The 12,828-nt window shown below is 73.1% G+C and carries 9 protein-coding genes, 1 pseudogene and 2 riboswitches; of the genes and pseudogenes, 5 read left to right on the forward strand and 5 right to left on the reverse strand.

Annotated elements, in window-relative coordinates; genetic code table 11:
* Window positions 1-373: 373 nt before the first annotated feature.
* The 4 genes from I6A60_RS38845 to I6A60_RS38860 all read right to left on the reverse strand — a co-directional run bounded on the left by I6A60_RS38845 (window position 374) and on the right by I6A60_RS38860 (window position 3,085).
* Window positions 374-766 (reverse strand): PPOX class F420-dependent oxidoreductase, encoded by a 393-nt coding sequence (locus tag I6A60_RS38845; RefSeq protein WP_013421590.1) that lies wholly within the window; start codon window positions 764-766, stop codon window positions 374-376.
* 131 nt (window positions 767-897) lie between these two features.
* Window positions 898-1,416 (reverse strand): 2-C-methyl-D-erythritol 2,4-cyclodiphosphate synthase, encoded by a 519-nt coding sequence (gene ispF, locus I6A60_RS38850; RefSeq protein ID WP_203023501.1) that lies wholly within the window; start codon window positions 1,414-1,416, stop codon window positions 898-900.
* Entirely contained in the window at window positions 1,416-2,123 is a 708-nt protein-coding gene (gene ispD / locus I6A60_RS38855) for a 2-C-methyl-D-erythritol 4-phosphate cytidylyltransferase (RefSeq protein WP_203023500.1), read from the reverse strand. The genes ispF and ispD overlap by 1 nt, the downstream gene beginning before the upstream one ends.
* 479 nt (window positions 2,124-2,602) lie before the next feature.
* A complete protein-coding gene (locus I6A60_RS38860) occupies window positions 2,603-3,085 on the reverse strand; it encodes a CarD family transcriptional regulator (RefSeq protein ID WP_007512332.1) in 483 nt (160 codons plus the stop codon).
* Window positions 3,086-4,083: 998 nt separating this feature from the next.
* Between I6A60_RS38860 and I6A60_RS38865 the strand changes: the two genes are divergently transcribed.
* The 4 genes from I6A60_RS38865 to I6A60_RS38880 all read left to right on the forward strand — a co-directional run bounded on the left by I6A60_RS38865 (window position 4,084) and on the right by I6A60_RS38880 (window position 9,235).
* Window positions 4,084-4,842 (forward strand): hypothetical protein, encoded by a 759-nt coding sequence (locus I6A60_RS38865; protein ID WP_203023499.1) that lies wholly within the window; start codon window positions 4,084-4,086, stop codon window positions 4,840-4,842.
* Window positions 4,843-4,954: 112 nt separating this feature from the next.
* Window positions 4,955-6,457, forward strand: coding sequence for a DNA repair protein RadA (gene radA / locus I6A60_RS38870; RefSeq protein WP_203023498.1), 1,503 nt, complete (start codon window positions 4,955-4,957; stop codon window positions 6,455-6,457).
* A gap of 305 nt (window positions 6,458-6,762) precedes the next feature.
* Complete coding sequence (gene disA / locus I6A60_RS38875) at window positions 6,763-7,842, forward strand: DNA integrity scanning diadenylate cyclase DisA (RefSeq protein ID WP_013421585.1); 1,080 nt, start codon at window positions 6,763-6,765, stop codon at window positions 7,840-7,842.
* A 394-nt stretch (window positions 7,843-8,236) separates the two neighbouring features.
* Window positions 8,237-9,235, forward strand: a complete 999-nt coding sequence (locus tag I6A60_RS38880; protein ID WP_203023497.1) for an A/G-specific adenine glycosylase — start codon at window positions 8,237-8,239, stop codon at window positions 9,233-9,235.
* A gap of 49 nt (window positions 9,236-9,284) precedes the next feature.
* Here the strand turns inward: I6A60_RS38880 and I6A60_RS38885 are convergent, their stop codons facing one another.
* Entirely contained in the window at window positions 9,285-10,022 is a 738-nt protein-coding gene (locus tag I6A60_RS38885) for a response regulator transcription factor (RefSeq protein ID WP_307874094.1), read from the reverse strand.
* A gap of 423 nt (window positions 10,023-10,445) precedes the next feature.
* Window positions 10,446-10,542, forward strand: a riboswitch (glycine riboswitch).
* Window positions 10,543-10,678: riboswitch (glycine riboswitch) on the forward strand.
* 141 nt (window positions 10,679-10,819) lie between these two features.
* On the opposite strand from I6A60_RS38885, the pseudogene I6A60_RS38890 reads away from it, so the two are divergent.
* A pseudogene (locus I6A60_RS38890) lies at window positions 10,820-12,828 on the forward strand (glycine dehydrogenase (aminomethyl-transferring)); the annotation flags it as partial.

The following is a 12,828-nucleotide window of genomic DNA, read 5'->3' on the forward strand; positions in this document are numbered from 1 at the left end:
GCCCCCCCGCGGCGCGCCCCCGCCCGCCGCCCCCCCCCCCCCCCCCCCCCCCCCCCCCCCCCCCCCCCCCCCCCCCTTCGGGCGCCGAGCGCCTTCCAGCCCTCGATGCCCGGGGGCCTGAGGTCCGGGCCGGTGGGCATCCTGCCTGGCAGCGCGGCCAGATCGCGCTCGGGGCAGGGGCGGGGCAGCTTGCGTGGTCAGGTTGTGTCGGTGGGCTACGGTCACGCGGTTGCGGCGGCTAAGTTGCGCCCGCGTGGCGGGCGGGTCCGCCCAGGGGCGGGTTCGCGGGGGCAGCGCCTCTGACGGTCTGGCTGGCGCCCGACCGGTTCGGGAACCTGGGGCTTCCTGAGCGGCTGCCGCGCCGAGTGGGAGGCTAGCCGGTGGTGAGGACGCGGGTGGGGCTTATGCGGATGACCACGCGGATGGCATCCGGGCCGTCCCACTTGTAGGGCTCGCCGGTGTACTTGACGGCCAGGCGGTCGATCAGGTCGCGGCCGCCCTCCTCGGTCAGGGTCGCCGTGCCGCGGATCTCCACGTAGGAGTACGGGTCGTGCTGGTCGAGGAACATGAGGGCGACGCGCGGGTCGCGGTCGATGTCGCGTTCCTTGGCGCGGCCGCGCACCGTCGAGAGCAGCAGGTCGTCGCCGTCCCGCTCGATCCACAGCACCGTCAGCCGCGGCGACCCGTCCGACTGCAACGTCGCCAGGGTCACGTAGGTCGGCGCGTCCGCCAGCGTCCTGACCTTTTCCGGCAGCCGTTCACCCATACGCGCTCCTGAAGTCCCGCCGCGCCGCGAATCGCGATCAGGCCAACGATTCCACCGGCGACCCGGCGAAACGCGACGACCCGATGCCAGCCTGGCATCTGACCCGTCGCGGTGAGTCGGCGGGCCCTCGCTCAGCCGCCCAGGCGAACGATGAGAGCCGTCGCGATGGCCGCGAGACCCTCGCCGCGGCCGGTGAGACCCAGGCCGTCCGTCGTCGTCGCGGAGACGCTGACCACCGCGCCACCAAGCGCGGCGGCCATGGCCGCCGCGGCCTCGTCGCGGCGCTTGGCCATCCGCGGCCGGTTGCCGACTACCTGGACCGCGACGTTGCCGATCGTCCAGCCGTCCTCGGCGAGGAGCCGAGCGGTCTCGCCGAGCAGCGCCGCGCCGGACGCGCCGGACCACTCGGGACGATCGGTGCCGAAGACCTTGCCCAGATCGCCGAGGCCGGACGCGATCAGCAGCGCGTCGCAGGCCGCGTGCGCGGCCACGTCACCGTCGGAATGACCGGCCAGACCGGTCTCGCCGTCCCACTGCAGGCAGGCGACCCAGCACGGCCGGCCCTGCTCGAACGGGTGGACGTCGACGCCGACCCCAACCCGGGGCAGCGCGATCGCGGCGGCCGTGGCCGGCGTCACACCGGCGGCCATCAGGACCGTCCCGACTCGGCCAGCGGGCGGCGGGCCAGCAGAGCCTCGGCGAAGACGAGGTCGATCGGCCGGGTGACCTTGAACGCCTCCTCGGCGCCGGGGATCGTCGTGACTGGCACCCCCAGCCGCTCCACCAGGCCCGCGTCGTCGGTCACGGCCGGGCCGTCGTCGGAGTTGGCGTAGGCGGCCTCCAGCACCTCACGACGGAAGCCCTGCGGAGTCTGCACGGCGCGCAGGCCGTCCCGCGTCGGAGTGCGCAGCACCCGGCCCTGAGCGTCGACCTCCTTGACGGTGTCCGCGACCGGCAGCACCGGGATGACCGCGGGCTGGCCGCCGAGCACCGCCGCGGCGACCGCGTCGACCAGCGACGGGGGCGTCAACGGACGGGCCGCGTCATGCACCAGCACGACCCGGATGTCGTCGTCGAGCGCCCGCAGCGCGCCGCGCACCGAATCGACCCGCTCGGCGCCGCCGGCCAGCACCCGGACGTCCGGGCCCAGCAGCCGGCTGACCACCTCGACCAGGGTCGGCGGAGCGGCGACGACGATCTGCGACACCAGCTCGGCCGCGGCCAGCGCCTGCACGGCGTGCACGAGCATGGGCCGGCCGCCCAGCGGCCGCAGCGCCTTCGGCACGCCGCCGCCCAGTCGTTCCCCACGCCCCGCGGCCGGGACCACGACAGCGACCCGCGTCTGCGGCCCGGTCACCGCTGTCCTCGCTCGATCTCAGACCTCACCAGCATCCAGTCCACCAGACAGACCGCCGGCCGCCCCGAACCGGACGACCCGAAAAACCTGAGCCGAACCTACCGGCCACCCCCGCCCGCCACAAACGCCGAACCCCCCAGCTCATTGCCACCCGCCACCAGCGGCTTCGCCCGAGCCGCCGTCGCCGGAACCCCGCCCCACGCCACGACCGAAATCGGCCCACAAACAGCAGCGAGCCGGCGGCACGCGCCGACCAAATCCAGCCGAGGGAGAAGCCGACCTCGCCGAAGGCGCTGAAACGACACACGGGCCACCCACCGTCGGCGAACCGGCGGAAGGTGACCCGCGTCCCACTATTCACGCCCCAGCGGTCGAGCGAAGCCCGACATCTGGAGGTCCGGGGGTCATCCCCCCGGGCAGACATCAGCCGATCGACGAACCGGGAACCCGCCCGAAGGGCAGCGAACACGGTTCATCCGTCAACCGGCAAGCACCTCGTCGAGCATCGCCTCGGCCTTGTCCTCGTTGGTGCCCTCGGCGAGGGCCAACTCGCTGACGAGAATCTGGCGGGCCTTGCTCAGCATCCGCTTCTCGCCGGCGGACAGCCCACGCTCGCGGTCCCGCCGCCACAGGTCGCGGACGACCTCGGCGACCTTGTTGACATCGCCGGAGGCCAGCTTCTCGAGGTTGGCCTTGTACCGACGCGACCAGTTGGTCGGCTCCTCGGTGTGCGGCGCTCGCAGCACCTCGAAGACGCGCTCGAGCCCATCCTGGCCGACGACATCGCGTACGCCGACCATGCCGATGTTGTCGGCCGGTACGCGCACGGTCAGGTCGCCCTGAGCCACCTTGAGCACGAGATAGAGTTTCTCTTCACCTTTGATGACGCGCGTTTCAATCGCATCGATGAGAGCAGCCCCGTGATGCGGGTAAACGACGGTCTCGCCGACTTGGAAAGCCATGTGTCACGTGCCCCTTCCGCCTCTACCAGCGTAACACGCACGCATCGCTGCAGGTCAGACGCATGCTGGGTCGCGTTGATCCAGTAGCGGCTGCGGGCCGGCGCACCGGAGCGTTCTGACCACTCTCCGCAGACCACGAACACCCCCCGGAGCGGGCTCGTGTCGAGGGGTCTCGGACCCCCGGCCGAACTGACCGAACTGTCCGAACTCGGCCCCGACCTGCTGAAACGCGCGCCACACCGGTCGGGACGGCCAACGCCCCGGTCCGCCCGGGCCAGGCGGACCGCCGCTCGGCCCACGCCTACACCGTCGCAGCTGGATCCCCCCGCGGCGGCTCGGCACGCCGCGGAGATCCCGAACACGGCGAACACTTCGGCGCGTCACATTCCCGAGACGAGCGCGGCGCCGAGCCCAAGCGCCCGAACGCGCCGGCAATACGGTTGCGGGGTGTAGCGAGGTGGTTGACAAATCCAGGATTTCTGTGCCGCGCCGACCAACCACTGGTCAGGCTCCATCGCGGGATCCGGTCGCCCGCTCGCTTCTTGATCGGTCGACGTCATCGACTGGTCATGGGGAACAGGCCGATCCACGCCTGCGGCAATCAGCCTGGAATGAATCCCGCGGCTCCGTCCAGACCGACCCGTTCCAGGCCCCGTCAATCGCCCCAGCCCAGCTCAGCCCCAGCCCAGCCCCGGGCTCGGCCCGGACGCGAGGCGCGGCCCGCTCGTCCGACCGGCCAGACGGTGACACGGGGGTAGGTGGGAGGCACACCGCGTCAGTTTTGCCCCCCGGCGGGGAGGTTGGGATCACACCGCGCCCGCCGGAAGCGCTGGCGCGAGGCGCGTGCGCATAACAGGTGGCTAGTCTTAGCGCCGAGCAGCCCAAGGCGCCCCCCGCGCGGCCGTGGCACCGGCCCGGAAGGTCCCTCGGCTGCACCACTGGACCAGCGTGGGCGCCCGACCGGGCGCCGGCGCCCGCACGACAGGAGTCACCGAGCCGTGAGCCGCCGTCTGGGGGCGCGCAGCATTGCCTTCCCGCGCCGTCCCGTCGTTTCGCCCGCCCTGCCCACCGCACCCGCCGTCGCGGCCCTTCACGGCCGGGCGCGGGAGGGGGCCACGGCCCATCCGCTGCGGCGTGGCGCGGTGATGCTGGCCGCCGCCGCCCTGCTCGGCGCCCCCGCGCTCGCGGCGTGCGCCAGCGGCAACGACGCGATGACGAACCTCGCGCGCACGACGACGAACACCGCCAACGGTGCCGTCGGCACGATCAACCTGCGCAACGTCTATGTGGCCGGCCCGGTCTCCCAGGGCGGCGACGCCCAGGTGATCTCCGCCCTGTTCAACGGCGGGAGCCAGGACGACTCCCTGGTCGCCATCTCGTCGCCGGACGCGACCGGGGGCACCCCGGGCAGCCCGGCGACCCTCGCGCCGGCCGGCGGCCAGATCTACATCGCCAACGGCTCGGCCCCGACGCTGACCGGCCTGAAGAAGAGCCTGGCGATCGGCACCGCGACCAAGGTGACCTTCACGTTCGCCAAGGCGGGCGCCGTCACCCTGGACGTGCCGGTCGAGGCACCGCTGCCGGGTGCGTCCGCCGCGCCGTCGGTGACCGCCGCCGCCACCACTCCCGCCACCACTCCCGCCGCGACCCCGACGGCGACCGGGACGGCCCTCGGTGGCGGGACGCCGACTGCCGGCGCCACGGCGACGAGCGGGCTCGTCCCGACCGTCGCGCCGACGGTCACCGCCACTCCCTGAACCAACGGCAGGCCGTGAGCGGTCCAGCCGGCTGAACAGGCCGGGCCGCTCACGACTTCCGCCGACCTCGCGCCGGTCAGACATGTCGGACCCGACGGCTACGGTCAGCGGCATGGCGGTTGTGGGCTCCAGCGGCAATGCGTCGGCCAGCGGCAGTGGGTCGGCGAGCAGGCGGGCGGCCGGTGGCGGCGCGGCCGGCCGGTCGCGGGCCGACGGCGGCTTCCGCTGCAGCGAGTGCGGGGCCGAGTCGATCCGGTGGGCCGGGCGATGCCCGCGCTGCCAGGCGTGGAGCACGCTCGAGGCGCAGAAGGCCGCGCCACGCCGGGCCGCCGTCGCGGGTTCGGGCGCGACCGCCCCGGCGACGGTCACGACGCCGGCCAAGCCGGTCACCGAGGTCGACCCGTCGCCCGCCGCACGCAGATCGACCGGGGTCGACGAGCTCGACCGGGTGCTCGGCGGTGGCGTGGTGCCCGGCGCGGTCATCCTGCTGGCCGGCGAGCCTGGGGTGGGCAAGTCGACGCTGGTGCTGGAGGTCGCGGCGCGCAGCGCGCAGGCCGGCCACCGGGCCCTCGTCGTCACCGGCGAGGAGTCGGTCGCCCAGGTGCGGCTGCGGGCCGGGCGCACGGGCACGCTGCATGACGACCTGTGGCTAGCGGCCGAGACCGACCTCGGCGCGCTGCTCGGTCACGTCGAGGAGGTCCAGCCGACGCTGCTGGTCGTCGACTCGGTGCAGACGATCTCCGCCGCCGGGGTGGACGGTGTCGCCGGCGGCGTCACGCAGGTCCGCGAGGTCGCGGCCGCCCTGATCCGCGCGGCCAAGGCACTGGGGCTCGCGACGATCCTGGTCGGGCACGTGACGAAGGACGGCTCCGTGGCCGGGCCACGGCTGTTGGAGCACCTGGTCGACGTGGTGCTGCATTTCGAGGGCGACCAGCAGACCGCGCTTCGGATGATCCGTTCCGTCAAGAACCGGTACGGGCCGACCGACGAGGTCGGCTGCTTCGAGATGAACGAGAACGGGATCTGGGGCATCGCCGATCCCAGCGGGCTGTTCCTGTCCCGGGGTGCGACGGCGAGCGCCGTGCCCGGCGTCTGCGTGACGGTCATGGTGGAGGGACGCAGGCCGCTGGTCGCGGAGGTGCAGGCGCTGGTGGCGCCGCAGAGCTACGGACGCGGGGGCGCCGGCGCGGGCACGCCCGCTCCCCCGCCGCCTCGGCGAGCCGTCTCCGGGCTGGACGGCTCAAGGGTCGCGATGATCACGGCGGTGCTACAGAAGCGTTCGGGCTTCGGGATGCTCGGCGGCGCGGACATCTTCACCGCGTCGGTCGGCGGGGTGAAGCTGCATGAGCCGGCCGCCGACCTGGCCGTCGCGCTCGCCATGGTGAGCTCCGCCCAGGACCGAGGAGTTCCGCCGGACCTCATCGCCCTCGGCGAGGTCGGGCTGACCGGCGAGATCCGCTCGGTCAGCGGCATCGAGCGCCGCCTCGCCGCCGCCGCGCGTCTCGGGTTCCGCCGCGCCCTCGTCCCTCGCCTCTCCGGGCTGATCCCGGAGGGCATGACTGTCATCGAGGCGACAGATCTCAATGCCGCGATCGCGAACATGTACGACGGATAGCGAGAGGGCCGGGGCAACAACCCCGCGCACTGCACTTCCTGTGGGCTTCCCGTTACCCGTCCGTCCTCACCCGCGGTGAACAGGCCTGGAAATCGTCGAACGACGGGGTCCGTTCGCCCTGCAGGTCCCCACAATCGGCGCATTCAGCCAGATGTTCAGCGGCCCGCCGGAGTACCTGAGCCGGAGGCCGTCCGTAGTGGTACCGAGCGCCTAGATACGATTACCACCGCGACCGGAGATCACCCTTCGGTCGACGAGACATAGTGGGTCGTCCCGAGCGTCTCGGTAGGGAGTAGAGGAACCTGATGGCAGGACCACCCGGGGATGAGGCCTTCCGGACCACGCTCGCCGCGGTGGCGCCGGGAACCCCCTTTCGGGACGGCCTGGAGCGCATCCTCCGCGGCCACACCGGCGCGCTGATCGTCCTCGGCCACGACAAGGTCGTGGAGGGGGTCTGCACCGGCGGCTTCCAGCTGGACGTCGAGTTCTCCGCGACCCGCCTGCGCGAGCTGGCCAAGATGGACGGCGCCATCGTCGTCTCCACCGACCTGAACCGGATCGTGCGAGCCGCGGTCCACCTGGTGCCCGACCCGACGATCCCGACCGAGGAGTCCGGCACCCGCCACCGCACCGCCGAACGAGTGGCCCGCCAGACCGCCCTGCCGGTGATCTCGGTGAGCCAGTCGATGCGGATCATCGCGCTGTACGTCGGCGGCCGCCGGTATGTGCTGGACGACTCGGCCGCGATCCTCTCCCGCGCGAACCAGGCGCTGGCGACCCTGGAGCGCTACAAGCAGCGCCTTGACGAGGTCGCGGGCACGCTGTCCGCGCTGGAGATCGAGGACCTGGTCACCGTCCGGGACGCGATCTCGGTGCTGCAGCGCCTCGAGATGGTCCGCCGGATCGCCGACGAGATCGAGGGCTACGTCGTCGAGCTCGGCACCGACGGCCGGCTGCTGTCGCTCCAGCTCGAAGAGCTCATGGCCGGCGTCGAGACCGAGCGTGAGCTGACGGTACGCGACTACCAGCCCGTCGGCGCGAAGGTCGGCTCCCCGGCCGAGGTGCTCACCGACCTGGCCGCGATGTCCGCGACCGACCTGCTGGACCTGACGGCGCTGGCCCGTGCGCTCGGCTTCGGCTCGGGCGCGGACGCGCTGGACCGCCAGATCAGCCCCCGGGGCTACCGGATGCTCGCCAAGATCCCCCGACTGCCCCGGCTGATCGTCGACCGCCTGGTCGACCACTTCACCACCCTGCAGAAGCTGCTCGCCGCCGGCGTGGACGACCTCCAGGCCGTCGAGGGCGTGGGCGAGACCCGCGCCAAGGCCGTCCGTGAAGGCCTGTCCCGCCTGGCCGAATCCTCCATCCTGGAGCGCTACGCCTAGCACCCCTGGGTCGCGGCCGACACCCCAGCCGCACCGTGCTGCGGTCCACCGGAGGGCCGATTCTTGATCGCCGTTTCAGCCCCCTACTGGTCGTAAAGACACCTCGATCGCGACCACCTGAGGGCGAAAACGGCGATCAAGAAGCGGTTGACGACTTCAGTGGCGGATAGTTTGCGAATTTTATTCGGGTTGATCTGCTTTGGCTTGTTTGTCCGTATTTACCGCGTTCGCCATGCGGGCAAGCATCGAGAAGCTGGCTTCCGGCGTGTTCTTCGTGAGCAAGGACCAGTCGAGCACCCCGGACCTACGTCGACGCTTCACCGACTAGTTGACCTACTGCCGGCCGGGCGAGGGCCTGCTGGCCGTCCCCGGGCGTACTGGCACGATGGCAGCGATGAACGGCAACCAGGACGGACGCGCCAACTCCGCCGTCGCTCACCTGCCAACCGCCGGCCTCGTCCAGGAGGCCGCCGGTACCTTCGGCGGCGCCCGTAGCACGGAGGCCGGCGGGCGACCGTTCGCCGAGCCGGTGCTGGAGTGGTTCGGGCTGGTCGCGCGGGAGCTGCCCTGGCGGCGGCCGGAGGCCGGGCCCTGGGCGGTGCTGGTCAGCGAGATCATGCTGCAGCAGACGCCGGTCAACCGGGTGCTGCCGGTCTATGAGGCCTGGCTCGCCCGCTGGCCCGATCCGGCCGCCCTCGCCGCCGAGCCCTCGGGCGAGGCGGTACGGATGTGGGGCAGGCTCGGCTACCCGCGTCGGGCCCTGCGCCTGCACCAGGCGGCCACCGCGATCGTCGAACGCCATGGCGGCGCGGTCCCGGACAACCTGGATGATCTGCTGGCCCTGCCAGGCATCGGCACCTACACCGCGCGGGCGGTGACGGCGTTCGCCTTCCGGCAGCGGCAGCCGGTGATCGACGTGAACGTCCGCCGTCTGGTCGCTCGGGCCATCGAGGGCCGGGCCGAAGGACCAGCTGCGGTGAGCCGGAAGGATCTCGCCCTCGTCGAGGACCTGCTACCGGCCGACGCGGAGACGGCCGCCCGGGCCAGCGCCGCGTTCATGGAGCTCGGGGCGCTCGTCTGCGTCGCCCGGGCACCGCGGTGCGCGGGCTGTCCGGTGCGGGAGCGGTGCGCCTGGCTGCTCGCCGGCAGCCCGCCGGCCGACGGCCCGGCCCGCAAGCCTCAGGGCTACGCCGGCACCGACCGGCAGGTGCGTGGCCGGCTGCTGGCGGTGCTGCGCGAGGCGGACGGCCCGGTCGAAGCGACCCTGCTCGACGCCGTCTGGGACGAGCCCGTCCAGCGCGACCGCGCACTGCGCGGCCTGCTCGACGATGGCCTCGCCGTCGCCATAACCCCCGGCGTCTTCGCCCTCCCCGGCGGCACACCCGCGGGCTAGTTCCTGGCCGGGCCGCCAGCCGTCAACCCGCTGGCAGGCACGTCAAAGGTCAGCTCACAGGCACGCGGTAGCGGTAGCCGACGCCGCGGACGCTCTCGATGGACCAGGGCGTCTCGGCGGTGTCGCCGAGCCGGCGGCGCAGCCGGCGGACGTGCACGGCGAGGGTGTTGGAGTCCATCTGGGAGGTGCCCCAGACCAGCTCAAGCAGGCTCTCCCGGGGCACGACCCGGCCGGCCCGCTCCAGCAGCACGCGCAGCAGCCGGAACTCCCGCGGCGGCACAGCCACCGGCACCCCGTCGACCCGGACCTGGTGCGCGCCGATGTCGAGGGACACCGCGCCGACCCGAAGCACCTCGGGATCGGCCTCCGCGGCCGAGCCGCCGAGCCGGGCGGCCGGGCGCGGCCCGCCGAGGGCCGAGGCACCCGGAGCCGTCCCGAGGCCGTCGGCCGGCAGGCCGGCGAGCGCGAGCACCTCGGCGACGAGGTAGGGCTTGGCGACGCAGGCGCTTGCGCCGGCCTCCAGGCCGTCGGCGGCCTGGGCGAGGTCATCCGGCCCGAGACCGAACAGGATGGTCACCTCGCCCCGGCCACGCATCGCGCGCAGCGCGCGGACGACTCCGATGCCGTCGACCACCGGCAGGTTCGCCCCGACGAGCACGACGGACGGGGCCAGCCGGCCGGCCTCCAGCAGCGCGAGAGCGCCGTCGCCGACGACCCTGACCTCGGCACCGCGGGCTGCGAAGGCGGCGACGAGGGTGTCGTCCACCTCCGCGTCGGCGACGAGCACCACGGCCGCCGGCCGGCCCCGGCGCCCGCGGGCCCGGCCCCCCAAACCTGGTCGGCCGGACCGGGGCGTGTTGCGAGCTGGTTTCGTGGTTCGCCGCGCGGTGGCTCCAGGCCGAGGCCGCCGATAGGCTCGCAGAGCGACGGCAGGAGGAAGCCCGACAGTCCCAACGGGGTTGTGGTTGACGGCAGGGCCGATGGCTGATCGTTCTGTGTAACGTCGAGGTCGTGTTGGGTGGGGCCTCGCGTCGCGGGACTCCGTCGCTCGAAGGTGTGGCCTACTTCACGAATACGACCGTGAATGACAGATCGCGTACGGATTGTTTCCGGCCGGGCTAGTCGTCGACTGTGACTTAAGTAGCCGGCGGCAGGCGCGCGCCCGCAGCCACCCAACTACACAGTGCTAACTAACTACATACTGTGCCGCTCACACCCGCGCGGGAGAGTCCCGGGCAAACCAGCCTGTGGCGCCGAAGGAGCAAGACCTCCCCACAAACTCTCAGGCACCCAACCGCCGGGTCAGGCAACTCTGGAAAGCGGACGCCTCGCGGTGTCCCGCCGACGGTGCAAGCCGGGCACGGAAGTTCGCCGAGGACGCCTCAGTGGCGCCCGGGCGGGCCACCGGTCCGGCGAAGCTCTCAGGCCGATGACAGAGGGGGAGACGAGGCGGTCCGCCGTCGTCCGGCCAAAGCCAACGGCCGGCGCGCGGCAGGCACCGCCGTCTCCCGGGGCGCCCGCCCCGGTCCCCGACGTGGAGCCCGGCGCCCGCCGAGTCCCGCCTGACCCACCGGAGTGGCCATCATGACCGAGAACGCCACCGGCACGCCGACGCTGCCGGCCACCTCGTATCCGGTCTTCGCCGATCGGCACATCGGCCCGGATCACAGCGCCCAGGCCACGATGCTCGCCGAGCTCGGCTACCCGACGCTCGCCGCGCTCACCGACGCCGCCGTCCCGGCCGCAATCCGGTCCGGTGCGCTCGCGCTGCCCACGCCGATCCCGGAGAGCGCGGCACTCGACGAGCTGCGCGCGCTGGCTGGCCGCAACCGCAGGGTGACCACGATGATCGGCCTTGGCTTCCACCCGGCCGTGATGCCAGGGGTGATCCAGCGCAACGTGCTGGAGAACCCGGCCTGGTACACCGCGTACACCCCGTACCAGCCGGAGATCTCCCAGGGCCGCCTCGAGGCCCTGCTGAACTTCCAGACGATGGTCACCGACCTCACCGGCCTCGCGACTGCGGGGGCCTCGCTGCTGGACGAGTCGACCGCCGCGGCCGAGGCGATGCAGCTCGCCCACCGGGCCGACAAGGCCAAGCGGTCGACCTTCCTCATCGACGCCGACACGCTGCCGCAGACGATCGAGGTCGTGCGCACCCGGGCCGAGGCGCTCGGCCTCGACGTGCACGTCGCCGACCTGCGCGTCGGCCTCACCCCGATCCCGTCGCCCGCGCCCGGCGAGGGGCCCGTCGAGGAGCTGCCCGCCGAGCCTGGTGAGGAGCCGCAGGAGGCAGCCGGCGCGCTCCCGGCGGACGTGCTCGCCGACACGTTCGGGGTCCTGCTGTCCTACCCTGGCGCGAACGGCGAGGTGCGCGACCTGCGCGGCGTGATCGCCCAGGCCGCCGACCGCCGGATCGTGGTGACGGTCGCCGCCGACCTGCTCGCCCTCACGCTGCTGACCTCGCCCGGCGAGCTCGGGGCGGACATCGCCGTCGGTACCACCCAGCGGTTCGGCCTGCCGGTGATGTTCGGCGGCCCGCACGCGGGTTACCTGGCGGTCCGCAAGGGCCTGGAGCGCAACCTGCCCGGCCGCCTGGTCGGCGTGTCGGTCGACGCCGACGGCAAGCCGGCCTACCGGCTGTCCCTGCAGACCCGCGAGCAGCACATCCGCCGCGAGAAGGCCACCAGCAACATCTGTACCGCCCAGGTCCTGCCGGCCGTGCTCGCCTCGATGTACGCCGTGTACCACGGCCCGGCCGGGCTGGCCGGGATCGCGGCGACGATCCACGATCACGCGGTACGGCTCGCCGCCGGGCTGCGCGCCGGTGGCGTGGAGGTCGTCCACGGCTCCTTCTTCGACACCGTGCTCGCCCGGGTGGCCGGCCGGGCGGCGGACGTCGTGGCGGCCGCGCTCGACCACGGGGTCAACCTGCGCCTCGTCGACGACGACCACGTCGGGATCTCCTGCAACGAGGCGACGCTGGACGCGGACCTCTCCGCCGTCTGGTCCGCCTTCGAGGTGACCGCCCCGGCCAGCCACCCGCAGGACGCCCTGGCGGTCCCGGCCGAGCTGATCCGCGCGTCGGCCTACCTGGAGCACCCGGTCTTCCACAGCCACCGGTCGGAGACGGCGATGCTGCGCTACCTGCGCCGGCTGTCCGACGTCGACTTCGCCCTGGACCGGGGCATGATCCCGCTCGGCTCCTGCACGATGAAGCTCAACGCCACCGCCGAGATGGCCGCGGTGACCTGGCCCGAGTTCGCCGAGATCCACCCGTTCGCGCCGATCGAGCAGGCCGCCGGCTACCTGGAGATGATCTCCGACCTGGAGCGCTGGCTCACCGAGGTCACCGGCTACGCGGGCATCTCGCTGCAGCCGAACGCGGGCAGCCAGGGCGAGTTCGCGGGCCTGTTGGCGATCAGCTCGTACCACCGCGACCACACCCCCGCCGGCGCCCCGGCCCGGGATCTCTGCCTGATCCCGTCGTCGGCGCACGGCACGAACGCCGCGCGCGCCGCGCTGGCCGGCATGAAGGTCGTCGGCGGCGCCGGCGGCGGCCCCGGGCACCGCGCCCCGGGGGGCCAGGCGGC

This window comes from Frankia sp. AgB1.9, from assembly GCF_016786355.1.
GTDB lineage: Bacteria > Actinomycetota > Actinomycetes > Frankiales > Frankiaceae > Pseudofrankia.

Excerpts from the sequence above, each read along its gene's own strand:
- ispF (WP_203023501.1), bottom strand. The coding sequence starts at position 1,416 with ATGGCCGCCGGTGTGACGCCGGCCACGGCCGCCGCGATCGCGCTGCCC.
- disA (WP_013421585.1), top strand. The coding sequence starts at position 6,763 with ATGGCAGGACCACCCGGGGATGAGGCCTTCCGGACCACGCTCGCCGCG.
- I6A60_RS38880 (WP_203023497.1), top strand. The coding sequence starts at position 8,237 with ATGAACGGCAACCAGGACGGACGCGCCAACTCCGCCGTCGCTCACCTG.
- I6A60_RS38845 (WP_013421590.1), bottom strand. The coding sequence starts at position 766 with ATGGGTGAACGGCTGCCGGAAAAGGTCAGGACGCTGGCGGACGCGCCG.
- I6A60_RS38860 (WP_007512332.1), bottom strand. The coding sequence starts at position 3,085 with ATGGCTTTCCAAGTCGGCGAGACCGTCGTTTACCCGCATCACGGGGCT.
- radA (WP_203023498.1), top strand. The coding sequence starts at position 4,955 with ATGGCGGTTGTGGGCTCCAGCGGCAATGCGTCGGCCAGCGGCAGTGGG.